This is a genomic window from Methyloceanibacter superfactus (genome assembly GCF_001723305.1).
GTDB classification, from domain to species: domain Bacteria; phylum Pseudomonadota; class Alphaproteobacteria; order Rhizobiales; family Methyloligellaceae; genus Methyloceanibacter; species Methyloceanibacter superfactus.
This window is the reverse complement of the sequence record NZ_LPWF01000004.1, coordinates 221230-244688: the sequence shown is the minus strand read 5'-3', so window position 1 is coordinate 244688 and position 23459 is coordinate 221230. Positions and strand designations below refer to the sequence as shown.

Below are 23459 nucleotides of genomic sequence, written 5' to 3'. Positions count from 1 at the left end.
GTCTTGGCGCAGCCTAGAAGCGCGCCCGCAAACGCGCGGTCGCGCCATCCCTACGCCGATGTCGTGATTTGGTTGCCGAGTGCGGAAAGAAGACGGGCGCTAATCCGCGTCCATCTTGAGCGCGGCGATGAAGGCCTCCTGCGGAATGTCGACCTTGCCGAAGCTCCGCATCTTCTTCTTACCCGCCTTCTGCTTCTCGAGCAGCTTGCGCTTGCGGGTGATGTCGCCGCCGTAGCATTTGGCGGTCACGTCCTTGCGCAGCGCACTGATGGTCTCGCGCGCGATCACCTTGCCGCCGATCGCCGCCTGGATCGGGATCTTGAACATGTGGCCGGGGGAGTCTTTGAGCTTGTCGACCATCGCCCGGCCGCGCATCTCGGCGCGGGAGCGGTTGACGATGATCGACAGCGCGTCGACCGGCTCGTCGTTGACGAGCAGCGCCATCTTGACGAGGTCGCCTTCCTCGTAGCCGATGATGTGATAGTCGAACGAGGCGTAGCCGCGGGAGACCGATTTCAGCCGGTCGTAGAAGTCGAACACCACCTCGTTGAGCGGCAGCTCGTAGACCAGCATGGCGCGCGCGCCCGCATAGGTGAGCTGCGTCTGCCGCCCGCGTCGGTCCTCGCACAGTTTCAGCACCGCGCCGAGATGCTCGTCGGGCACCAGGATGGTCGCCTCGATCCACGGCTCCTCGATCTTGGCGATCTTCTGGGTGTCCGGCATGTCGGCCGGGTTGTGCAGCTCGGTCATCGTGCCGTCGGTGAGATAGACGTGATAGACGACCGACGGCGCCGTGGCGATGAGCCCGATATTGAACTCGCGTTCCAGGCGCTCGCGGATGATCTCCAGATGCAGCAGGCCGAGGAAGCCGCAGCGGAAGCCGAAGCCGAGCGCTGCGGAGGTCTCCATCTCGTAGTCGAAGCTCGCATCGTTCAGCCGCAGCTTGCCGACCGCCTCGCGCAAATCCTCGAACTCGCTGGCGTCCACCGGGAACAGGCCGCAGAACACCACCGGCTGTGACGGCTTGAAGCCCGGCAGCGGCGCCGCCGTCGGCTTCTTCTCGTCGGTGACGGTGTCGCCAATGCGGGTGTCGGCAACCTGGCGGATCGAGGCGGTGAAGAAGCCGATCTCGCCCGGGCCCAGCGAATTCCTCATTTCCTGCTTGGGGCGGAAGATGCCGACGCGATCCACCTGATAGGCGCCGCCGGTCAGCATCAGGCGGATGCGCTGTCCCTTCGACAGCGTGCCGTCGATGATACGTACCAGCACCACGACGCCGAGATAGGCGTCGTACCAACTGTCCACCAGCAAGGCTTTGAGCGGCGCGTTGCGATCGCCTTTCGGCGCCGGCAGACGGTGAACGATGGCCTCGAGCACGTCTTCAACGCCGAGGCCGCTCTTGGCCGAGATCTCCAGCGCGTCATGGGCGTCGAGCCCGATCACCTCTTCGATCTGCTGGCGCACCCGCTCCGGCTCCGCCGCCGGCAGGTCGATCTTGTTGAGGACCGGGATGATCTCGTGATTGTTGTCCAGCGCCTGATAGACGTTGGCCAGGGTCTGCGCTTCCACCCCTTGCGTGGCGTCCACCACCAGCAGCGAGCCTTCGCAGGCGGCGAGCGAGCGGTTCACCTCATAAGCGAAGTCCACATGGCCCGGCGTGTCGATCAGGTTCAGCTCGTAGACCTGGCCGTCCTTGGCCTTGTAGTCGAGGCGCACTGTCTGGGCTTTGATCGTGATGCCGCGCTCGCGCTCGATATCCATGGAATCGAGCACCTGCGCCTTCATCTCCCGTGCCGTGAGGCCGCCGCAGAGCTGGATCAGGCGGTCTGCCAGCGTCGACTTGCCGTGGTCGATATGGGCGATGATGGAGAAGTTGCGGATATTGGAAAGGGACGTCGCCTCGGATGAGCTCATGGCGGGCTAGGTACGGGAGCAAATGCCCGCCGGTCAAGCGGCAGCCTGCGACAATAAAGGCGAAACCATGGGGGCCATTGCCCTAAATTTGTATCTGTCGGGCGCTAGAGGAAACCTGCTAGGAAGGTCCTCCCAACCCGATTGGAGAATCACATGTTGAAGAAACTGCTTCTCGCCACCGTCGCCGCCGGCCTCGTTTCCGCCGCCACGCTTCCCCTCCAGTTCACGCCGGCCATGGCCGCGATGACCTGCAAGGAAGCCGCGAAGATGAAGTACCCGGACATGGTCAAGGGTCTGAAGGATCGTCATTCCTTCAAGAAGGCCTGCAAGGAAGCATGGAAGGCCGCCCAGTAGGCTGGTCTGCCAGACTTGAATTGAGTTGAAGGAAAGGGGGCCGCAATTGGCCCCCTTTTCTCGTGTCTGGGTCAAATGCGCCCAGGCACGGATCAACACATTGGCAATGACGTTTGGGCTATGTGGCTCATACGGCGGATCGCCTTCGCGATCGCGCCATTTAACGAATGGGAGAAATCAATGCTTAGGAACGTGTTTCTGGCCGCTGCTGCGACCGTGATCCTCGCCGGTGCCACCATGACGGCGCCGGTTGCCGCGCAGGCCGGTCATGCCGATTGCCACAAGATGGCCAAGGCGAAGTACCCGGCCGACCGCAAGGCGCGCCATGCTTACAAGAAGGCATGCAAGGCCCATTACAAGGGCGAGAAGACGGGCCTGCTCAAGGGCGGCCTGCTCAAGAAGAACTAGTCACGCTTCATGCGTAACGAAGGGGCCCGCGTTTCGGCGCGGGCCTTTTCTTTGTCAGCTGTGCTTGTCGCCCCAGATCTCGGCGAGCCGTTGCGCCCGGCCGCAGCGCCACTTGTAGTATTTGTAGCTCACCGGATTTTTGGTGTGGTAGTCCTGGTGATAGCCCTCGGCGTCGTAGAACGTCGTCACCGGCTTGATCTCGGTGGCCACCGTTTGATTGAAGCGCTTCGCGATCTCGGCCTTGGTGCGCTGCGCCAAATTCTTTTCCGCGTCGTCCGACACGAACACCACGGTCCGATAGGCCGGCCCCTTGTCGCAGAACTGGCCGGCCGGATCGAACGGGTCGACGTTATGCCAGTAATGGTCGAGCAGTTTGGCGTAGGTCACCTTCGACGGGTCGTAGGTCACCTTGAGAGCTTCCACATAGCCCTTGTGGCTCTGATAGTTCGGATTGGGCGTGGTGCCGCCCGCATAGCCCGACACGGTCGCGGTCACGCCGTCGACCTTGTCGAAGGCATCCTCGACGCACCAGAAGCAGCCGCCGGCGAAGATCGCCGTCTTGGTCTCGGCCGCCTTCGTATCGTAGGCGCCGCCGGCGATGAGGAAGGTCGCCAGGAAGGCCGCCATCAGGCCCGCGCAAATCCACCGCGCAATCATCGGGGTCTCTCCATTGTATTGTCTGTCTGGGACGATAAGGAGTGCGGAAGCGCGGGCAAAGTGGCTCTCGCGCGACCGTGAAGTGAAGTGATGCCGGGCGTTGGCGCATAAGCGCTTGGGGAAGCTCGTTGAACTGGGTTATGGAGGGGCATGCAACAGGCTTTGTCTCTACCGTCGGCGGCCATGAAAGCGGCCTACGACGTGGTCGTGGTCGGATCGGGCTATGGCGGCGGCGTGTCCGCCTCCAGGCTCGCGCGCGCCGGCCAGCGTGTCTGCGTCATCGAGCGGGGGCGCGAGATCCAGACCGGCGGTTTTCCCGACCGTCTGCCGGAGCTACGGCGCGAGCTGCAATTGAACGGCGGCAAGATGCGCTCCGGCTCGCGCACCGGCCTCTATGACTTCAGGCTTGGCGCCGACATTCATGTGCTGGTCGGCTGCGGTCTGGGTGGCGGCTCCCTCATCAATGCCGGCGTGGGTCTGCGCCCCGACGCGCGCGTCTTCGCCGACCGAGCCTGGCCCGAGGCGGTCGCCAAGGACGGCCTGCTCGATCTGGGTTTCGAGCGGGCGCAAACCATGCTGCGCCCCTCCCGCTATGCCAAGGCGCCGGAGCTGTCCAAATATCGTGCCCTGCAAACCGCGAGCGCCGCCTTCGGCCAGGACCCGGTGGCTGCACCCGTGGTGGTGAGCTTCGAGGACACGGTCAATCCCGCCGGCGTCTCCCAGCGCGCCTGCACGCTGTGCGGCGACTGCTGCTCGGGCTGCAATGTCGGCGCCAAGAACACCGTCGCCATGACCTATCTCCCCGACGCACACGCCCATGGCGCGGAGATCTTTACTGAGCTGTCCGTCAGCCATATCGAGAAGCTGAGCGGCGGCTGGCGCATTCACTTCAAGCCGACGGCCGAGAAGGATGCCGCGCCGTCTTTCGTCGACGGCAAGACCGTGGTGCTCGCGGCCGGCACGCTGGGCTCGACCGAGATTCTGCTGCGCTCCCGCGATCACGGCCTCGGGGTTTCCGACAGGCTCGGGGAGGGCTTCTCCGCCAATGGCGACATCATCGCTTTCGCGCTCGGCGGGCGCGAGCGCGTGAACGGCATCGGCGTCGGCGAGCCGCCGAAATTCACCGGCGACACCATCGGTGCCTGCGTCGCCGGTCAGATCGAGCTGCCCGACCACGGCGATCTCGACCACAGCATGATCATCCAGGAAGGCGTACTGCCGTCCGCGCTGGCCCCTCTCTTGCCCGTCTTCTTCATCTCCGGCGGACGCATTCTCGGCGCGGCGCAAAGCCTCATCAAGGGCGTCTATCAGGGGCCGCTGACGAGCCTGCAGACCTTCTTCGTCGTCTCCCATGACGATGCGCGCGGGCGCATCAATCTCGACAACGGCAGCCTCCAGATCGCCTGGCCCAAGGTCGGCGACCAGCCGGTCTACGCCCGCGTCGACGAGGCGCTGACGAAAGCCGCGCAAGCCGTGGGCGCGCGCTACATCAAGAGCCCGCTCGCCACCACCACCATGGGCGTGAAGCCCGCCACGGCGCATCCGCTCGGCGGCTGCGGCATGGGCGAGGACGCATCGAGCGGCGTGGTCAATCACAAGGGCCAAGTGTTCGCCGGGCCGAGCGGCGAGGACATCCATGGCGGACTTTATGTTTGTGACGGTGCCGTCATCCCGCGCTCCATCGGCGTCAATCCGCTACTCACCATCACGGCGCTGACCGAGCGCGCCATGGTGCACCTTGCCCGCGACCACAATCTGGGATTCGATACAGCTCCGATTCGCCAAGGCGCCGAGCGCGCCGAGACGCGAGCCATGACATGAGGGCCGGCTGACCCATGCCACGCCGCATGCGCAAGCGTTCCTTCGTGAAAGCTGCCGGCGCTGCGGCGGGGGTCGTCGCGCTTGTCGCCGGCGGAAGCGCCCTGCACGGGGCCCCGAGGCTCCAGCCTTGCGCCAATAGCGAGTTTACCGCCTCGATCGGCAGCGCCGCCAAGCAGCTCGATCCCGACCGTCTCACCATCGTGCTTGCCGGCGACACCGGCTTCAACGCAAAGGGCGCCAAGGTTCAGCCGGAAGGGTTTCGCAAGGATCGCCAGATTCTTGGCTTCGCCGACTCGCTGAGCGGAGTAGCCCCCGACGTGAACGGCGACCTTGCCTTTCTCAATCTCGAGACAGTCGTCACCGACCGCAACGATCTCGTCCCAGACAGCAAGGGACAGAAGGCGCCCTATAATTTCCAGAGTCATCCGTTGGGCCTGAAGGCGCTCATCGACACCGGCTTCAACATGTTCTCGCTGGCCAACAATCATTCCATGGATTACGGCGCCAACGGCGCGCAGGAGACGCTCTATCACATGGCCGTCGCGGCGGCGGAGCGGGCCATCACCTATGCCGGCATCGGCACGACCCTCGAGGAGGCCACGCGGCCCGGCTGCTTGAAGCTCGGCAAGACGCGGGTCGCCTTTGCCGCCACCGGCATCGTCACCGGCCAGCGCGAGGAGCATCGCGCCGGCAAGGACAAGACCGGCCAGGCGTCTTATCGCGACCCGGCCGATTACCAGCTGGTGGTGAACCGGCTGGCGGGCATGCCGGCCGACTACCGCATTCTGTCCATTCACTACGGGCTGGAAGGCCGCGTCGTGCCGGATCAGCGGCAATTGAAGGACTGGCGCGGCTTCGCTTCGAGCGAGAAGGGCATCGACCTCATCGTCGGCCACCATCCCCACGTAGCCCAAGGGGTGGAGTTCAACGGCGCGTCGCTCATCTTCTATGGGCTCGGCAATTTTCTCCATCCCGGCACCGCCGAGATGAGCCGCTTCGGCATCTGCCGCGACTACGGCCTGATGGCCAAGGTGCATCTGGCGCGCATCCAGGGCTATTGGCGCGCTGCGGCGATCGAGGCGATTCCCGTCACCAAGACGAATATGCACCCGGAACGCTTCGCGCCCGAGCAGGGGGTCCGGCGCATCTACGCGCTGAACTATCTCGGCGCGCAGCTCGGCGACGGCAAGGCGCGCAAGGCGTGCGCTTCACCCCGCGCAAGGACGGCACCGGGCTCTATTGCACTGAAGGTGCTGATTTGCTCGGCGGCAAGGTTGGGGCGATGTGCACCGGGTGGCAGCCGGCGCCGGCGATCCCGGCAAAGCTCGGCCGCCAGCTCGCGTCCGCCTGCCAGGACAAGCCCTTCTATGGCGCCCCCAAGAAGAAGCGCCAGCCGTCAGGCTTTTTCGGCTTCGGCTCGCACTGATGAGCGCCTAGAGGTCAGCCGCGCAGCTCGCCGCCGGTGGCTTTGACCACGGCGGTCACGACCTTCTCCGCCACCGCGTCGATCTCCGCATCGGTCAGCGTCTTGTCGCGCGGCTGCAAGACCACCTCGATGGCGACCGACTTCTTGCCTTGCGGCACGCCTTGGCCGGTGAACACGTCGAACACGCCGACATCGGTGATCAGCGCCCGGTCGGCGCTCCCCGCCGCGCGCACCACGGCCCCGGCTTCCACATCGCCATCCACCAGGAAGGCGAAATCGCGCCGCACCGCTTGCAGGTCCGAGGCCTGTAGCGCCGGCTTCGCCGTGCCTTTGGCTTTCGCGGCGGGCAGGGCGTCGAGATAAAGCTCAAAGGCCGCCATGGGTGCATCGGCGCCGAGCGCTTCAAGCGTATCGGGATGCAACTCGCCGAACACGCCGAGCGTGACCTTGGGGCCGAGCTTAAGCGCGCCGGAACGGCCCGGATGGAACCAGGCGGGCGCCTCGCGGGTGACTTGGAGATTGGCCTGGCTCAGACCCAAGGCGGCGAGCACCGCAGTGGCGTCGGCCTTCACGGCGGCCCAATCGGCCTCCGGTGCCGCGCCGGACCAATGCCGGCCCGAGCCGGGAAGCGCCGATTGTCCGAAGCGCACGCCCGTGGCGGCCACATACTGGTCTTCCGGCGCCGCGCCGCGATAGGCCTGCCCCAGCTCGAACAGCGCCCCGTCGGCGAAGCCCCGGTCGCGATTGCGCTTGGCCGCGGTGATGAGCCCCGGCAGCAGCGAGGGACGCATCTGGGCAAGTTCCGTGGAGATCGGGTTATCGAGCGTCAATTCAGGCTGACCGCCGCCCGAACAGCTTCGCTTCGGCGAGTGGCACGAAGGACCACGCCGCTTCCACCAGCCGCGCGCGGCGAGCGTGCGCCGTGCGAGCCGCTGCCTTGCCTGGCGCTCGGTGAGCACGGGGGCCGCGACCCCGGAGAGCCGTGCGAGCGGCGTGGCCGGTACGCGGTCGACGCCGGTGAGCCGCACCACCTCTTCCACGAGATCGACGGCGGCGGTGATGTCCGGACGCCACGACGGCGCGATCGCCTTCAGCACGTTGGCTTTGCCCTCGAGCTTGACGCCGAGTGCTGCGAATTTGCGGCGGATGTCCCGGTGTGGCAGCGCCAGCCCGCTCAGGCGGCCGATCATGGTCATGTCGAATTTGAACGGTGGCGTCGGCTTCGGCGTCTTGCCGGCGACCGTGACCTTGCTCGGGCTCCCGCCGCACAGGTCGAACACCATTTGCGTGGCGAGCTCCAAGCCCGGCAGCACGAATTCCGGATCGACGCCGCGCTCGAAGCGGAAACGCGCGTCGGACTGGATATTCAACGTGCGGCCGGTGCGCGCCGTGCGCTTCGGATCGAAATAGGCTGACTCGATGAAGACGTTCGTCGTCTCCTCGGTGCAGCCGGTCTCTTCTCCGCCCATCACGCCGCCAAGGCCGAGCACGCGCGCCTCGTCGGCGATTACGCACATCGTCTCGTCCACCGCGTAGGTCTTGCCGTCGAGGGCGGCGAACTTCTCTCCCGTCTTGCCGAGCCGCGCGCGGATCGCGCCGGTGAGCTTGTCGGCGTCGTAAGAGTGGAGCGGCCGCGCCCGGTCGTAGGAGATGTAGTTGGTGATATCGACCAGGGCGTTGATGGGACGAAGCCCGATCGCGCGCAGGCGCCGTTGCAGCCACTCGGGGCTGGGCCCGCTCTTGACGCCGCGCACCAGGCGACCAGCGAAGATCGGGCAGGCGTTCGCCGCGTCCTTGGCGAATTCGAGCTTGATCGGAACGGGATTGTCGAAGCCGCCTTTGACCGGCTTGACCGTGCGCTTCTTGATCTGGCCGAGGCCGGCGGCGGCGAGGTCGCGGGCGACGCCGCGCACGCCGAGGCAGTCGGGCCGGTTCGGCGTGATGGCGATGTCGAACACCGCGTCGTCGAGACCGAGCGCCTTGGCCGCGGCGCTGCCGACCTTGGTCTTGGGGCTGAGCTCGATGATGCCGGTATGCTCGTCGGAGAGCTCGAGCTCACGCTCCGAGACCATCATCCCGCTCGACTCGACGCCGCGGATCTTGGCCTTGGTCAGCGTGAAGTCGAGGCCGGGAACATAAGTGCCAACGGGCGCGAACACGCCTTTCATGCCGGCGCGCGCGTTCGGCGCGCCGCACACCACCTGCAAACGCTCCTTGCCCGTGTCGACCTCCAACACTTGCAGCTTGTCGGCGTCCGGGTGTTTTTCCGCTTTCACCACTTCGGCCACGCGGAAGTCTTTCAGCGCGGTGGCAGGATCGAACACCTCCTCCACCTCGAGCCCGATGCGGGTGAGCGTGTCGGCGATCTCCTCCACGGACGCGTCCGTGTCGAGATGCTCCTTCAGCCATGCGAGGGTGAACTTCATGGCTAGCGGCTCAAGCCTCCGGCGAGCGTAGGGACGACGAGCGGCGCGAAGCCGTAATGGGTGAGCCAGCGCAGGTCGCCGGCGAAGAAGGCGCGCAAGTCCGGCATGCCGTATTTCAGCATGGCCAGGCGGTCGATGCCGACGCCGAAGGCGACCCTGATATTTCTTGGGATCGAGCTCGACGGCTTTCAGCACGTTGGGATGGACCATGCCGCAGCCCAGGATCTCGAGCCAGCGGTCACCCTCGCCGATACGCAGCTCATCGCCGACCTTGGCGTAGCCGATGTCGACCTCCATGGACGGCTCGGTGAAGGGGAAGTGGCTCGCGCGGAACCGCATCTTGACCTCGGGCACTTCGAAGAACGCCTTGCAAAATTCCTCGAGCACCCATTTCAGATGGCCGAGATGAGTCTCCTCGTCGATGACGAGTCCCTCCACCTGATGGAACATCGGCGTGTGGGTCTGATCGGAGTCGCAGCGATAGACGCGGCCCGGCGCGATGACGCGCAAGGGCGGCTTGTCGGCCAGCATGGTGCGGATCTGCACCGGGCTCGTATGGGTGCGCAAGACAGGCCGCGTGCCGTCGGGCCCTTCGGCGAAATAGAACGTGTCGTGATCCTGGCGCGCGGGATGGTCCGGCGGGATGTTGAGCGCGGTGAAATTGTTGAAGTCCGTCTCGATATCGGGCCCTTCGGCGATGCGGAAGCCCATATCGGCGAAGATCTCGGTGATCTCCTCGGTGACCTGGCTGACCGGATGGATGCGGCCCTCGTTGAGCGGCCCCTCGCGTACCGGCAAGGTGACGTCGGCGCGCTCATGCGCCAGCCGCGCCGCGGTCGCGGCACTGGACAATTCCGCGTGCTTGGTTTCGAGCGCGTCGGCGACGGCGGTCTTCACCGCGTTGACGGCCTGGCCGAAATCGCGCCGCTCTTCCGGCGGCATCGCGCCCAGCCGCTGCATCAGCGCCGACACCTGGCCCTTCTTGCCGAGGGCCGAGATGCGCACCTCTTCCAGCGTGGCGAGGTCGGACGCCTGCGCGATTTCTCCGAGCAGTTCGGTCTTGAGACCGTCGAGCTCCGATGCGCTCATGGCGTGCGGCTCCTCGCCCCGGCCAAGCGGGCGCCCTTACGCCCGCGCGGCGGCTGAGGCGGCCTCGACCAGGCTCTGGAAGGTTTGCGGCTCGTGCACGGCCATATCGGCCAGAACCTTGCGGTCGAGCTCGATCCCGGCCTTCTTCAGCCCGTCAATCAACCGTCCGTAGGTCATGCCGTTGGCGCGCGCGGCGGCGTTGATGCGCTGGATCCACAGAGCGCGGAACGTGCGCTTCTTCACCTTGCGGTCGCGATAGGCATATTGGCCTGCCTTGTCGACGGCCTGCTTGGCGACGCGGATGGTATTCTTGCGGCGGCCGTAATAGCCCTTGGCTGCCTTCAGCACCTTGCGGTGGCGGGCATGGGCTGTAACGCCGCGTTTCACACGTGACATTGCGGTGCTCCTTCGTTGTGAGGTCTCGCCCTGGGCCTAGCGGCCGTAGGGGAGGAAGTTCTTCTTCACGGTCTTGGCGTCTTCGTCGGCGAGGACCATCATTCCCCGGGCATCGCGGATGAATTTCGTCGTCCGCTTGATCATGCCGTGACGTTTGCCGGCCTGGGCGCATTTCACCTTGCCGGTAGCCGTGATCTTGAATCGCTTCTTGGCACCGCTCTTTGACTTGAGCTTGGGCATTTGGCTTCCTTAACTTTTGGCCGTGGCAGGCGAGGCCCACCCGGCATTCTTGAACTTGATGCTGGAAAGCATGCGAGCCGCCACGGCATGCCCTGCCGGGCGGCTCCTTGGAACGCGCTTATAGAGGGGAATAGTCCCCAATTGCAAGCGGCTGAACGTCTAGCGCGGGGCGAGCACCATGACCATCTGGCGGCCTTCCAGGCGCGGCTCCGACTCGACCTTGGCGATTTCCGTGGTGTCCTGCTTCACCTTGTTCAGCAGTTGGGTGCCGAGCTCCTGATGGGCCATTTCGCGGCCGCGGAAGCGGAGCGTCACCTTCACCTTGTCGCCTTCCTCGAAGAAACGGTTCATCGAGCGCATCTTCACGTCGTAATCGTGCGTATCGATATTTGGCCGCATCTTGATCTCTTTGATCTCGACGGTGCGCTGCTTCTTGCGCGCCTCGGCAGCCTTCTTCTGCGCCTGATATTTATACTTGCCGTAATCCAGGATCTTGCAGACCGGCGGCTCGGAGTTGGGTGAGATCTCGACCAGGTCGAGCCCGGCTTCCACGGCGCGGGCGCGCGCGTCTTCGATCTCGACCACGCCGACATTCTCGCCAGTGGCGTCAATAAGCTGGATTTTTGGAGTGTCGATGCCCTCGTTGACACGGGGGCCTCCCCGGTTGGGGGTGAGCTTCATGGGCCGTCTTACGATGTTCGTTCTCCTCTATTGAACGGGCGCCCTCGCCGCGGCGAGGCACGGGGCGCTTTGACAACTGTTACCAAGTCCAAAGGTTCTACAGGATGGCAAATAGGCCTGACAAGCCACGCCGTGCAAGGCGGCGGCGCTCACTGCATCAGGTGCGGTCCCCCGTGGCCTCGGCCGGCTCGTAGAGGGGCGGGTGCTCGAAGAGCCGCGCAAGGTCCGTCCCAAGCAACTCGTCATAGACGGCGAGCGTCTTCGACTGGCATTTGAGTCAGATCGAAATTCGCGCCGACCCGCGCCCGCGCCCGCGCCCCGATCGCCTCACGCTCCGCCGGCGTCAGCGCCAGAGCCGTCCTGATCGACTCCGCCAGCGCGGCCACATCGCCCGGCGGCACCAAATAGCCCGTGAAGCCGGCCGGGTCGTCCGCCGGCGACACGATGGTCTCGGGCAGCGCGCCGATATCGGAGACGATGACCGGGCAGCCCATGCCTGCGCCTCGATGCTGGTCCGGCCGAAGGTCTCCGCCACCAGCGACGGCACCAGCGCCGTATGGGCGGCGAGGAAGGCCACCGGCATGTCACCGCAATGACCGGCCAGCCGGGCTTTGTCCTCGAGCCCATAGCTGGCGATCAGGTCGGCGAGCTCCCGGCGGTAGCCTTCCCGTAGCCCCTCGCCGACGAAGACGGCCACGCCGCCTTCGAACGCGCCCTCGCGGTCCAGCCGGTGGATCGCCTCGATGGTCTGCCGCTGTCCCTTGATGCTGGAAAGCCGCGCGCCGTGGAGCACCACTTTCTGGTCCGGCTCCACGCCCCAGCTCTCACGTAGCCGCGCTACCGGTCCCGGCGGCACCACGAACGGATCGAAGATCGCCCCGTCGATCCCGCGATAGATGACGCGAATGCGGTCGCGCGCCACGTGCTGGCGCGAGGCCACAAGATTCGCCGTGTAATTGGAATTGGCGATGACGCGGTCGCCACGTCCCATGACGCCGTTATAGACCGCCTTCACCGGACCCGGCTTGCCGTAGGTCCCGTGATAGGTCGTCACCAGCGGACGGTTGGTCATCCGCGCCGCCATCAACGCGCTCCATGCCGGCGCCCGGCTGCGCGCATGCAGCAGCGCGATGTTGCGCGTCCTCACGAGTTTCGCCAGCCGTCGCGCATTGGCGAGCATGGTGATGGGATTCTTGCTCGCCATGGGCAGGTCGATGATCTCGCCGCCGGCGCGCGTGACCGCGCTTGCCAAGCGCCCCCCTTCGGTGGCAACGAGAGCGTTCGCGCCGGCGCGGATGAGCGCTTCGGCTATCTCGATGGTCGATTGCTCGCTGCCCCCGGTCTCCAGCCGCGGCACGACCTGCATTATGGTCACCTCTGCCATTACCCTCGTCTTTGGCGAAAAACCCGTTTCGCGCTAGCGCTAATTCGAATGGACACTCAGGAACCACAATTCATCGAGATTGGCCAAGGGCCTAAACGCCGCCGTCTGGCCTATCGCTGGAGCGATCCGGGCGCGGACGGCTCCGGCCTGGCGATTTTGTGGCTCTCCGGCTTCCTCTCCGACATGGCGAGCACCAAGGCTGAAACCCTTGCCGCCTGGGCGGCCGACCAGGGGCACGCCATGCTCCGCTTCGACTATTCGGGCCACGGCCTGTCGCCGGGAAATCTCCTCGAAGCCTCCATCGGCGACTGGCTCGAGGAGTCGGCCGCCATGCTCCGCCTTCTCGAAGGCCGCCGCGTGATCGTTGTCGGCTCCTCCATGGGTGGCTGGATCGCGCTTCTGCTGGCGCGCGCCCTCGCCAAGGAAGGCCATACGCCGCTTGCCGGTCTCGTGCTCATCGCACCCGCCTGGGACATGACGGAAAAGCTCATGTGGGAGAAAATGTCGGCGAAGACGCGGGCCATCGTCGAGACCGAGGGCGTCTTCTACGCGCCGTCGAACTATGACGATCCGTATCCGCTGACCAAGATTCTGATCGAGGAAGGCCGCAACCATCTCTTGGTAGACGGCGGCATCGAGATCGGCGCGCCCTTGCGCATCCTACAAGGCATGCGCGACACGGACGTGCCCTGGCAGCATGCGCTGGCACTTGTCGATCTAGTGGCGGGCGACGATGTCGAGCTGACGCTCGTGAAGGACGGCGATCACCGCCTGTCACAACCCGACCAACTGCGCCGCCTCGAAGCAACGGTCGCGAGCCTGGCCGTTACCGATCCCGCGGCATAAGCGAAGCGAGTCCCTCGCGATAGGTCGGGTAGCGCAGCGTCACGCCGAGCTCCGACTTGATCAGCGCATTGCCGATGCGGCGGCTGCCTTCATAGAAGCTGCGCGCCATGGGCGTCATGTCGGCGTCCTTGAAGGCGACTTCCGGCGGCGGCTCAACCCCGATCAACGCCGCCGCATGCGCGACCACATCGCCCGGCGCGGCCGGCTCGTCGTCGGCGACATTGTAGATCGCGCCCGCGCGCGAGCGCGCCATTGAGGCTTCGAGTACCGTCGCGATATCGTCCACATGGATGCGGCTGAACACCTGGCCGTCCTTGTTGATCCGCCGCGCCGTTCCGGCCGCGAGCTTGTCGAACACGCTGCGCCCCGGACCGTAAATCCCCGCGAGACGAAATACCTGCACCGGCACGCCAATCTCCTTGCCGAAATCGATCCAGGCTTGCTCGGCCACGACACGCGCTTCGGTGCGCGCGCTGTTCGGCTTGGGCGGCGTGCCCTCGTCCACCCAGCGGCCCTGCTGGTCGCCATAGACGCCGACCGTGGACAGGTAGCCGATCCACTCCAAACTCCCGAGTTTGGCTATCTCCTCGCGATACGCATTCAGCACCGGGTCGCCGTCCGGCCCCGGGGGAATCGAGTGGAGCAGATGGGTGGTGCCGGCCAGGAGCGGCGGCAGATCCGCATTGTCCCGGTCGCCGGCAAACCGCGTCGCCGCGTAGCCATGCTCTCGGAGCTGCGCGATCTTGTCGGCGTCGCGTGCCGTGCCGGCGACCTCCCAGCCGCGGTCCGCTAAGCGCGCGCCCAGGACTTGCGCCGAGAAGCCGAGGCCGAAGGCGAACAACCGGCTCACGCGGCCACCGCCAGCCATTCGTCGCGCACCGCCGGATCGGTCTCGTTAGCAGCGAACGCGGATCGCAACGCTTGCAGCCGGGCGGGCGCCAGTCGCGCCAAGGCCCACACCGCCATGGCGCGCACCAGCGGCGAGTCATCGTCGAGCCGCGCTTCCACCAGCGGCACGAGGTCGACGTCACGCGAATTGCCGGCGGCGATGAGCACGTTGCGCACGAATCTGTCGCGACCCGTGCGCTTGATCGGCGTGCCGCGAAACCGCAAGCGGAAGGCGGCATCGTCGAGCGTCAGCAATTCGGCGAGCTTCGGGTTGTCGCTTTCGGCGCGCACCGCGAGCTTCGCCTCATGCGAAGCTTGCGCGAACTTGTTCCACGGGCACACGGCGAGGCAGTCGTCGCAGCCGAAGATGCGGTTGCCCATGGCCGCACGATAACGCGGCGCGATGTGCCCTTTGTGCTCGATGGTGAGGTACGAGATGCACGCGCGCGCATCCATGCGGTGGGGCGAGGGGAGCGCGCCGGTCGGACAAATATCGAGACAGCGCCGGCACGCGCCGCAATGATCGTCTTCCGCCTCATCCGGAGCGATCTCCACGCTGGTGAAAATCGAGCCGATAAACAGCCACGACCCGAATTCGCGCGACACGAGATTGGTGTGCTTGCCTTGCCACCCGAGTCCGGCTTCGGCGGCGAGCGGCTTCTCCATCACTGGTGCTGTGTCGACGAAGACCTTGACCTCGCCGCCGGCGAGCATCTGGACCTGCACGGCGAGACTCTTGAGCTTGGTCTTGATGGCGTCGTGATAGTCGGCGCCTTGCGCGTAGATGGAGATGGCGCCGCGCGAGCGCTCGTCGAGAATGGCCAGCGGATCGCCGCCGCGCCCATAGTTGAGTCCGAGCAGGATGACGCTGCGGGCATCCGCCCAAAGCGCGCGGGGAGTCTTGCGGCGGTCGGCGGTGTCGGCGAGCCAGCCCATGTCGCCGTGGCGTCCCTCGGCGAGAAACGCGTCGAGATTTGCGCCGGCATCCGGAGCGGCGTCGGCCGCCGTGAAGCGCACCGCATCGAAGCCGAGCGCCTTGGCCGCATCGGCGATCTTCGATTTCAGGGATTGCGCCATGCCCAGCTCCCGGGGGCGCGCGGCGTTAGAAATCAAGGTCGGCATAAGTCCCCGAAGGGGTGAAGCCTGCAACGCGGTCCTGCAGGAGCGGCCTGAAGGACGGCCTCGATTTCAACAGCGCATACCAATTCTTCGCCGGCTCGAACTCTTCCCACGGCACCTCCGCGAGATAGTCCAGGGCCGAGAGGTGAGCGGCCGCGGCCAGGTCGGCGAAGCTCATGGCGTCGCCCGCCAGCCAGCTGCGCGTCTCGGTGAGATGGCCGATATAGGTCAGATGATAGCGCAGATTGTCGTGCCCGGCGCGCATGGCCTCCATATTCGGCGAGGTGCTTTGCGGCCCGAAACGGCGGAAGACCTTCTCCACCACCAGATAATCGGTGACCTCGTCGTGGAATTTGCGGTGAAACCAGTCGACCAGCCGCCGGACCTCGGCGCGCGCCGCCGCATCCCCGGGAAATGGCTGAAAACCGCGCTTTTCTCGCTCATCAACGGTGTCTTCGAGATATTCGGAGATGGCGTATGTGCCCGCCAGCGATCCGTAGTCGTCGGTGACCAGAACGGGCAGCGTGCCGGCGGGATTGATCGCCAGGAACTCCGGCCGCCACTCCCAGGGCCGTTCTTCCACAAGCTCGGCCTCGACGCCGCACTCGGCGAGCGCCAGGCGAATTGACCGCGAGAAGGCACATAGAGGATGGTGGAGGAGATTCGCCATTGATGGCTTAGGCGGCTATTCGTTCCAAAATGAATCGCGCGGGGCCAGAGCCTCGTATAGAACCTGCACGCGCGCCGAACAAGCCGCACGACGAGGGGCCATGACGATAGAGCAGATCATCGTGATTGCCGTGGTGCAGGGCATCACGGAATTCCTGCCCATATCGTCCTCAGGTCACCTGATTCTCATCCCCAATATCATGCACTGGCCCGACCAAGGCCAGTTCGTCGATGTCATGGTGCATCTGGGGACCCTGCTCGCCATTCTCATCTATTTCTGGCGGGATGTCTGGCGCATCACGGTTGGCGGGCTGGAGCTGTTCAAGGGCAAGGTCACCGACGACGGGCGCCTCGCCATCTACATCGTGCTGGCGACGATTCCGGCGGTCGCCTTCGGGCTCTTCCTCAAGAAATTCGGCATCGGCGATCTCGAGCGCAACGTCACGATCGTCGCTTGGAATACGATTCTGTACGGGCTGCTCATGCTCGTGGCCGACACGGTGGGGCCGCAGGAGCGCACCATCGGCAACATGACCCTCAAAAGCGCGCTGCTCATCGGCGTGGCCCAGGCGCTGGCGCTGATCCCGGGCACGAGCCGCTCGGGCATCACCATGACGGCGGCGCGTTTCTTGGGCTTCACCCGACCGGATTCGGCGCGCTTCTCCTTCCTGTTGGGAATTCCCGCCATCGCCGGCGCCGGCGTGCTCACCGTCGGCGATGCGCTGGCGAGCGGCGATACCATCACCATGGACGCGGTCTATTGCGCCGCCCTGACCTTCCTCGCCGGCCTCGCCGCCATCGCCTTCCTCATGGCGCTGGTGCGGCGCATCAGCTTCCTGCCCTTCGTGCTCTACCGGATGGTGCTCGGCGGCTTCCTGCTGGTGATGATCTACACCTAGGACCGGACGAACGCGTTACGGCTTGTAGACGGAGAACTGGCCGCGCGGCCGGAACTGCTCGAGATAATCGGGCACCACGGATGCCACCGGCACCGGCTCGATCCCCAAGCCATGCAGCGTGCGCCCGGCCTTGATCGCCGCATCGCTCACCACATTGTCGCTTTGCAGCAGCCGCACCTGGTCGACCGTGAGCGGCGGGGTGGGCAGCCATTGCAGGAAGGCGGCTTGCAGCTTGGCGAGCCAGAAGGGCCACGGCATCAGCGGCCGCTCGCGCATGGAGTAGTCGAGCACGCGCTCCATGACGTCGCGCATGGTGAGGATCTCGGGCCCGCCGAGCTCGTAGGGCTTGTCGGCGGACGCAAGCCCGGTGAGCGCCGCCACCACGGACCGCGCCACGTCGCCCACGAACACCGGCTGGAACTTGGTCCGGCCGCCGCCGATGAGCGGCAGCACCGGCGACAGGCGCGCCAGTGCCGCAAAGCGGTTGAAGAAATCGTCCTCCGGCCCGAACACCACCGACGGGCGGAGGATGACCGCCCTCGGGAAACACGGCCTCCGCCGCCTCGCCCGCCGCCTTGCTGCGCCCATAGACGGACGGCGAATCGGCGTCGGCGCGATGGCCGAGACATGCACAAGGCTGCGCGCGCCACTGGCCTTCGCCACTTCGGCGACATGACGCGCGCCTTCGTCCTGAACGGACTTGAAGCTCTGCTTGCCGGTCGGAAACAGGATGCCGACGAGGTTGATAACCGCGTCGGCGCCCTCGGCCGCGGCGATCAACGAGTCGGGAAAGCGCACATTGGCCTGGACGGGATTGATCTGGCCGACGCTGCCGAGCGGCTGGAGATGGCCCGCGAGCTCTGGCCGCCGGACCGCGATCCGCATCCGCGCGCCGGTTCGCGCGATGGCGCGCACCACGTGCCGCCCGAGGAAGCCCGAGCCTCCGTAAATGGTCACCAGTGCTTGATTGTTGAGTTGAACAGCCACTTAGATGCCTCTTAACCTGGCCCTGCTATGAGCACTTGCAGCATTACACGACGGGGGCCGCCCCTTGAAGGCGCTTCTGCGGGCAATTGACAACGAGAACAGCCAATCGTACCTCAACAGCCTCAAGCCCAGGTGGCGGAACTGGTAGACGCGCTAGCTTCAGGTGCTAGTGCCCGAAAGGGCGTGGAAGTTCGAGTCTTCTCCTGGGCACCAACCCCGCTTCGCCCCAAGTTGGCGGGGCCGCGATGACGGCCAATATCTTGAGCCAGCCTTCGACCGTCGATCTGCATAAGGGCGATTTGCCTCCCGGCCGCTTCGCCGGCAAGACGGTCGCCATCGATACCGAGACGCTGGGGCTCAATCCGCATCGCGACCGGCTCTGCCTCGTGCAGCTGTCCGACGGCGACGGCACCGCCGCGCTGGTGCAGATCTCCGGCGATTACGACGCGCCGGAGCTGAAGCGCCTGCTGGCCGACGACAGCGTGCTCAAGATCTTCCATTACGGCCGCTTCGACATGGCCGTGCTCAAGCATTTCCTCGGCGTCATGCCGGGCCCGGTCTACTGCACCAAGATCGCCTCCAAGCTCGCCCGGACTTATACCGACAGGCACGGCCTCAAGGATCTCTGCCGCGAACTGCTCGGGGTCGAGTTGTCCAAACAGCAGCAATCCTCCGATTGGGGGGCGGCCGAGCTCAGCCCAGAGCAGCTCAGCTATGCCGCCAGCGATGTGCTATATTTACATGCGCTGCGCGATCGGCTCGACGCCATGCTGCGGCGTGAGGGCCGCGAGCATCTGGCGCGCGCCTGCTTCGAGTTTCTCCCCACCCGGGCCGAACTCGACCTCGAAGGCTGGGCCGAGATCGATCCTTTCGCCCACTGAACTGGCCATGGGCCGCGGCTATTGGCCATTGGCATCGAGGCCAAGCGGTCGCAATGTGATCAAAGTCCTGCGGCTAGGTGACGTTCGGGTGGCTGAAAAGCCGGGGGGCCCGCGCAAAAATTGGCGGAAAACATGGTAGTTGACGCGAATCTCCTCAACTCGGGACCGCGCTATCGCGTGCGGACACCCGAGGAGCGCGAGCGCGCCTTTGTCAGCGCCGGCCGCCATAGCCGCATGGTCCGGATCCTGCGGAAGAGCCTTCCGGTTTTCGGCCTTCTCGTCCTGGTGGCCTATTTCGTCTCCACCCGGCTCAACATCACCGTCGGCGACGTGACGGCGAGCATCGACGGCATGGACATCGTCGACGGCAATCTGCGCATGCTCAACCCGACCCTCGAAGGCACCGACAAGAAGAACGGTAAATACGTGATCCGCGCCGATCACGCCGACCAGGACATCAAGAACCCCGAAATCATCAAGCTGCACGCGATCCAGGCCAATCTTTCGACGCCTCCGGCGGCTGGTCGCGCATGCAGGCCGTGCGCGGCGTGTTCAACAGCAAGTATGAGCGGTTGGTGATGCAGGACCGCATCACCGTCGCCACCAGCTCGGGCGCACCGGTGAGCTCAAGCACGCCAGCCTCGACATGGACACCCAGACGCTGCGCTCGCACCAGCCCGTATCCTTCGATCTCAGCAACGGCACGGTCAAGGCCAACGCGCTGACGTTTCGGTCGCAGGATCATATTCTGATCTTCCGCGGCAAGGTGGCGGTGCATCTCGTCAAGAAGCCGAAGGAAGGCGACGGCACGCCGCAACCCGCTCAAGCGCCGGAGGCGGTACAACAGACGGTGCCGGCTGCCGGCGATGCGAATACGGTGAGCCCGCAATGAGCACGCAACAGAGGGTCAGTCTTACTTCGGCCGTCATGGCGCCTGCGGTGGCACTCTTCGGGCTCATCGCCCTGACGAACCCGCTTCCCGCGCAAACGCTCAGCAACTCCTTCGGCGGCTTGTCCGAGAGCTCCGATGCGCCGATCGATATCGAGTCCGACATGCTTACCGTCTACGACGCGCAGAAATACGCGACGTTCAAAGGCAATGTGAAAGCGGTGCAGGGGACGACGACGCTGCGCGCCGCCGAGCTCGACGTGCATTACGTGGGCGGCGCGGAGAAGATCACCGGCCAGAAGGCGGCCGAGCCGGTGCCCGCCGCCAATCAGCCGGACAAGCCGGCCGGTCCCGAGGCGCAGATCAGCAAGATCGAGGCGAGAGGCAGCGTCGTCATCACCAGCGACGACGATCAGACCACCACCAGCGACTGGGCGCTCTACGATGTGCCGGCTCAGTTGGTAACCGTGGGTGGCAATGTGGTGTTATCGCAAGGTCAGAATGTGCTAAAGGGAGAACGGCTTATCATTAACTTGAAGACGGGTGAGAGCCGGTTCGAGAATCCAGGTAATGCCACGACCGGAGGCCGTATCCGCGCGCTGTTCATGCCTAAGCAAGACGGTGGCGGCGATGATGGCGATGCCGAACCGGTCCGCATCAAGCCTAAGAAATCCGCACCGGCACCTGCGGCAAGCAATGAGGAGCCTGTTCCAGGCGAACAGAAGCCGGAAGCGGAAGATGCGGCCGTCGATGAAGCCGAGCCATGGCCGATTGTGCCTGAGTTCCGGTGAGACCCCTTAAGGGGCTCTATCCGATTTCAACCGGCCAGCGCTTCAACTGAGGAGCGGAAAGGGTCAGTGGGCAAGTTGCTGTCGTTTCCAGGCCGTCAGGCGGTTGCTGCCCCGGAGGCTCCCGTGCAGGTCGAGCCCGCCGTGCGCGAACCCGCGCATCAAGGCCAGCCAGGCAACGGCTGGCTCACCATCCGATCCGTGGTCAAGGCCTTCAAGAAGCGCACCGTCGTGCGCGGCGTCAGTCTCGATCTTCAGCGCGGCGAAGCGGTCGGACTGCTCGGGCCGAACGGCGCCGGCAAGACCACCGTCTTCTACATGATCACGGGTCTGATCCCGGCCGACCAAGGCTCGATCAAGATCGACGGCCGTGACGTGACCAAATTGCCCATGTACCGCCGCGCGCGGCTCGGCATCGGCTATCTGCCGCAGGAGGCGTCCATCTTCCGGGGCCTCACGGTGGAGGAGAACATTCTCGCCGTGCTTGAGATGGTCGAGCCAAACAAGAAGGAGCGCCAGCTTCAGCTCGATTCGCTCCTCGAGGAATTCCGCATCACGCGCCTCAGAAAGTCGCCGTCCATGGCACTGTCGGGCGGTGAACGGCGGCGTGTCGAAATTGCGCGCGCGCTCGCCTCGCGTCCCTCCTTCATGCTGCTCGATGAACCCTTCGCCGGCATCGATCCGATCGCCGTCGGCGACATTCGCGCGCTCGTGCGGCATCTCACCGAGCGCGGCATCGGCGTTCTCATTACCGATCACAATGTGCGCGAGACGTTGGAGCTTGTTAGCCGAGCCTATATTATCCATGACGGTATGGTACTAACCCACGGTACCGCGCACGAGATCATTAACAACGAGGATGTGCGACGCGTTTATCTTGGTGATCAGTTCAAGATCTGAACACCCGATCGCGAGTGAATTAGTAGATGGCGATCAACACAAAGCTCGAACTCCGCCAGAGTCACAGTCTGGTTATGACGCCGCAATTGCAGCAGGCGATCAAGCTGTTGCAGTTGTCGAACATGGAGCTTGCGACCTTCGTCGAGACTGAGCTTGAGCGCAATCCGCTGCTCGAACATGCCGATCCGGATGAGCCCAACGGCCTGGCCGAGGACCGTTCCCCCACCGCCACCAAGGACGACGGCGCGACGCGAAGGCCGCGCCGGCGTCCGACGAGGGCAGCGCCGAAACCGGCGATGGCGACGACTGGGTCGACCTCGAGACGGGGAACGGCGCGAGCCAAACCAACGATCTCGACGCGGAGCCCCAGGACATGTTCCCCGATTCGGAGACCTTCACGCCCGGGGCGATGACCGATTCAGGGTGGAGCGGGCTTACCCAGGGATCGCGGGTCGACAACGATGACGGCTCCAATCTCGAAGCCTATGTGGCCGAGGAGAAGACGCTGCGGACCCATCTGCCGAGCAGCTCAGCCTCACGTTCTCCGATCCGGCACGCCGCATGATCGGCCAGCACCTCATCGATATGACCGACGAGGCCGGTTATCTGCGCGGCGATCTCGATGGCCTGGCCGAGCTTCTCGGAGCCCCCCAGGAGCTCGTCGAGGAGACGCTCGGCGTCATGCAGACCTTCGATCCGTGTGGCGTCTTCGCCCGCGACTTGCGCGAATGCCTGACGCTACAGCTAAAGGAACAGGACCGCTGCGACCCGGCCATGGCCGCGTTGATCGACAATCTGCATCTTCTCGCCACCCACGATCTCGTCGCGCTCAAGCGGGCCGCGCGCGTTTCCGACGAAGATCTGTGCGACATGATCGCCGAGGTGCGGCGGCTCAATCCGAAGCCCGGCCTGAAATACGGCTCGGCCCCGGCACAGCCCATCGTGCCCGACGTGCTCGTGCGGTCGCTTCCCGACAGGAGCTTCTACGTGGAGCTGAACAGCGATACGCTCCCGCGCGTGCTGGTAAATCAGTCCTACTACGCGACGGTGTCGAAGACGAAGATGCGCAAAGAGGACAAGTCCTATCTTGTCGATTGCCTGCAAACCGCGAATTGGCTGGTGAAGAGTCTCGATCAGCGGGCACGAACCATACTGAAGGTCGCGCAAGAGATCGTGCGCCAGCAGGACGCCTTCTTCACCTACGGCGTGCGTCATCTGCGGCCGCTGAATCTGAAGACCGTGGCCGACGCCATTTCGATGCACGAATCGACGGTCAGCCGCGTGACCGCCAACAAATACATGGCCACCAATCGCGGCCTGTTCGAGCTGAAATATTTCTTCACCTCGTCCATTGCCGCCACCGCCCATGGCGACGACGCCCACTCCTCGGAGGCGGTGCGCCATCGGATTCGCGAGATGATCACCGCGGAGCCGGCCGCCGATGTCCTCTCCGACGACAAAATCGTCGAGCGGCTCAAGGGCGACGGCATCGACATCGCCCGCCGCACGGTGGCGAAATATCGTGAGGCGCTCGGCATTCCCTCCTCGGTGCAGCGCCGCCGGCTGAAGCGCATCGCGATGGGCGCAAGCGCCTGAACTTTGCGTCTAATGCGCTGTTCACGAAGGCGAAATCTGTAAAGAGGGCAGATCGACCTTATTGCGTTTGACACCCTAGTTACGTGGGTCTAGCTTCCCGCCGCTATCGAGGACGAGCGAGGCGCTTTGGGACGTCTCGACACGAATCGGATCTCGAGAATGCGGTATGCGCCCCGGGAAGCGCCAGACAAGAAGGGTCTT

Annotated in this window: 22 protein-coding genes, 1 tRNA gene and 2 pseudogenes; 13 read left to right on the top strand and 12 right to left on the bottom strand. The window is 65.1% G+C overall.

What is annotated here, in order from left to right; all coding sequences use genetic code 11:
• Positions 1–99: 99 nt before the first annotated feature.
• Entirely contained in the window at positions 100–1914 is a 1815-nt protein-coding gene (gene lepA / locus AUC69_RS02070; protein ID WP_069440657.1) for a translation elongation factor 4, read from the bottom strand.
• 153 nt (positions 1915–2067) lie between these two features.
• On the opposite strand from lepA, the gene AUC69_RS02065 reads away from it, so the two are divergent.
• Positions 2068–2268 (top strand): hypothetical protein, encoded by a 201-nt coding sequence (locus AUC69_RS02065; protein ID WP_069440656.1) that lies wholly within the window; start codon positions 2068–2070, stop codon positions 2266–2268.
• 180 nt (positions 2269–2448) lie between these two features.
• Complete coding sequence (locus AUC69_RS02060; protein ID WP_141700528.1) at positions 2449–2676, top strand: hypothetical protein; 228 nt, start codon at positions 2449–2451, stop codon at positions 2674–2676.
• A 54-nt stretch (positions 2677–2730) separates the two neighbouring features.
• Here AUC69_RS02060 and msrA read toward each other — a convergent pair whose 3' ends face one another.
• Positions 2731–3333, bottom strand: a complete 603-nt coding sequence (msrA, locus tag AUC69_RS02055; protein WP_204377234.1) for a peptide-methionine (S)-S-oxide reductase MsrA — start codon at positions 3331–3333, stop codon at positions 2731–2733.
• Between the two features lie 150 nt (positions 3334–3483).
• On the opposite strand from msrA, the gene AUC69_RS02050 reads away from it, so the two are divergent.
• Both AUC69_RS02050 and AUC69_RS02045 read left to right on the top strand, forming a co-directional pair.
• The gene (locus AUC69_RS02050; protein ID WP_083238993.1) at positions 3484–5154 is read left to right on the top strand and encodes a GMC family oxidoreductase N-terminal domain-containing protein; all 1671 of its coding nucleotides are present in this window, start codon (positions 3484–3486) and stop codon (positions 5152–5154) included.
• A gap of 26 nt (positions 5155–5180) precedes the next feature.
• Positions 5181–6626 carry a CapA family protein gene (locus AUC69_RS02045; RefSeq protein WP_069440653.1) on the top strand — a complete coding sequence of 482 codons (1446 nt, stop codon included), beginning with the start codon at positions 5181–5183 and terminating at the stop codon, positions 6624–6626.
• On the opposite strand, the gene pheT is transcribed toward AUC69_RS02045, so the two are convergent.
• From pheT to AUC69_RS02020, 6 genes and pseudogenes are all read right to left on the bottom strand, one after another.
• The gene (gene pheT / locus AUC69_RS02040) at positions 6595–9006 is read right to left on the bottom strand and encodes a phenylalanine--tRNA ligase subunit beta (protein WP_069440712.1); all 2412 of its coding nucleotides are present in this window, start codon (positions 9004–9006) and stop codon (positions 6595–6597) included. The two genes, AUC69_RS02045 and pheT, sit on opposite strands and share 32 nt — an antisense overlap.
• Before the next feature lie 2 nt (positions 9007–9008).
• A pseudogene (pheS, locus tag AUC69_RS15870) lies at positions 9009–10095 on the bottom strand (phenylalanine--tRNA ligase subunit alpha).
• Between the two features lie 36 nt (positions 10096–10131).
• Entirely contained in the window at positions 10132–10491 is a 360-nt protein-coding gene (gene rplT, locus AUC69_RS02035; protein WP_069440652.1) for a 50S ribosomal protein L20, read from the bottom strand.
• A 36-nt stretch (positions 10492–10527) separates the two neighbouring features.
• Positions 10528–10731 carry a 50S ribosomal protein L35 gene (gene rpmI, locus AUC69_RS02030; RefSeq protein ID WP_069440651.1) on the bottom strand — a complete coding sequence of 68 codons (204 nt, stop codon included), beginning with the start codon at positions 10729–10731 and terminating at the stop codon, positions 10528–10530.
• A gap of 159 nt (positions 10732–10890) precedes the next feature.
• On the bottom strand, positions 10891–11412 hold the full coding sequence (gene infC, locus AUC69_RS02025; protein ID WP_069440650.1) for a translation initiation factor IF-3: 522 nt from the start codon (positions 11410–11412) through the stop codon (positions 10891–10893).
• Between the two features lie 343 nt (positions 11413–11755).
• The gene (locus AUC69_RS02020) at positions 11756–12778 is read right to left on the bottom strand and encodes a glycosyltransferase (RefSeq protein ID WP_069440649.1); all 1023 of its coding nucleotides are present in this window, start codon (positions 12776–12778) and stop codon (positions 11756–11758) included.
• A 66-nt stretch (positions 12779–12844) separates the two neighbouring features.
• Here AUC69_RS02020 and AUC69_RS02015 point away from each other — a divergent pair, with 66 nt between their 5' ends.
• The gene (locus AUC69_RS02015; RefSeq protein WP_069440648.1) at positions 12845–13642 is read left to right on the top strand and encodes an alpha/beta hydrolase; all 798 of its coding nucleotides are present in this window, start codon (positions 12845–12847) and stop codon (positions 13640–13642) included.
• On the opposite strand, the gene AUC69_RS02010 is transcribed toward AUC69_RS02015, so the two are convergent.
• The 3 genes from AUC69_RS02010 to AUC69_RS02000 are packed head-to-tail and all read right to left on the bottom strand — an operon-like array spanning position 13623 to position 16319.
• Positions 13623–14492 carry an SDR family oxidoreductase gene (locus tag AUC69_RS02010; RefSeq protein WP_244500041.1) on the bottom strand — a complete coding sequence of 290 codons (870 nt, stop codon included), beginning with the start codon at positions 14490–14492 and terminating at the stop codon, positions 13623–13625. The two genes, AUC69_RS02015 and AUC69_RS02010, sit on opposite strands and share 20 nt — an antisense overlap.
• A complete protein-coding gene (gene queG, locus AUC69_RS02005; protein ID WP_069440646.1) occupies positions 14489–15607 on the bottom strand; it encodes a tRNA epoxyqueuosine(34) reductase QueG in 1119 nt (372 codons plus the stop codon). The genes AUC69_RS02010 and queG overlap by 4 nt, the downstream gene beginning before the upstream one ends.
• A 25-nt stretch (positions 15608–15632) precedes the next feature.
• Positions 15633–16319, bottom strand: a complete 687-nt coding sequence (locus AUC69_RS02000; protein ID WP_069440645.1) for a glutathione S-transferase family protein — start codon at positions 16317–16319, stop codon at positions 15633–15635.
• A 100-nt stretch (positions 16320–16419) separates the two neighbouring features.
• Here AUC69_RS02000 and AUC69_RS01995 point away from each other — a divergent pair, with 100 nt between their 5' ends.
• On the top strand, positions 16420–17217 hold the full coding sequence (locus tag AUC69_RS01995; RefSeq protein WP_069440644.1) for an undecaprenyl-diphosphate phosphatase: 798 nt from the start codon (positions 16420–16422) through the stop codon (positions 17215–17217).
• A 15-nt stretch (positions 17218–17232) separates the two neighbouring features.
• On the opposite strand, the gene AUC69_RS01990 is transcribed toward AUC69_RS01995, so the two are convergent.
• Positions 17233–18204 (bottom strand): complex I NDUFA9 subunit family protein, encoded by a 972-nt coding sequence (locus tag AUC69_RS01990; protein WP_069440643.1) that lies wholly within the window; start codon positions 18202–18204, stop codon positions 17233–17235.
• Between the two features lie 126 nt (positions 18205–18330).
• Here AUC69_RS01990 and AUC69_RS01985 point away from each other — a divergent pair.
• From AUC69_RS01985 to rpoN, 7 genes and pseudogenes are all read left to right on the top strand, one after another.
• Positions 18331–18417, top strand: a tRNA-Leu gene (locus tag AUC69_RS01985).
• A 32-nt stretch (positions 18418–18449) separates the two neighbouring features.
• Positions 18450–19085: a ribonuclease D gene (locus tag AUC69_RS01980; RefSeq protein WP_069440642.1), complete on the top strand. Its 636-nt coding sequence runs from the start codon at positions 18450–18452 to the stop codon at positions 19083–19085.
• 132 nt (positions 19086–19217) lie between these two features.
• Positions 19218–19664 carry a hypothetical protein gene (locus AUC69_RS01975; RefSeq protein WP_069440641.1) on the top strand — a complete coding sequence of 149 codons (447 nt, stop codon included), beginning with the start codon at positions 19218–19220 and terminating at the stop codon, positions 19662–19664.
• A gap of 67 nt (positions 19665–19731) precedes the next feature.
• The gene (locus tag AUC69_RS01970; protein ID WP_069440640.1) at positions 19732–19977 is read left to right on the top strand and encodes a hypothetical protein; all 246 of its coding nucleotides are present in this window, start codon (positions 19732–19734) and stop codon (positions 19975–19977) included.
• The gene (locus tag AUC69_RS01965; protein ID WP_083238990.1) at positions 19974–20765 is read left to right on the top strand and encodes an LptA/OstA family protein; all 792 of its coding nucleotides are present in this window, start codon (positions 19974–19976) and stop codon (positions 20763–20765) included. The genes AUC69_RS01970 and AUC69_RS01965 overlap by 4 nt, the downstream gene beginning before the upstream one ends.
• Before the next feature lie 141 nt (positions 20766–20906).
• Positions 20907–21662 carry an LPS export ABC transporter ATP-binding protein gene (lptB, locus tag AUC69_RS01960; RefSeq protein WP_244500048.1) on the top strand — a complete coding sequence of 252 codons (756 nt, stop codon included), beginning with the start codon at positions 20907–20909 and terminating at the stop codon, positions 21660–21662.
• 26 nt (positions 21663–21688) lie between these two features.
• Positions 21689–23258: pseudogene (gene rpoN, locus AUC69_RS01955) on the top strand (RNA polymerase factor sigma-54).
• Positions 23259–23459 lie beyond the last annotated feature (201 nt).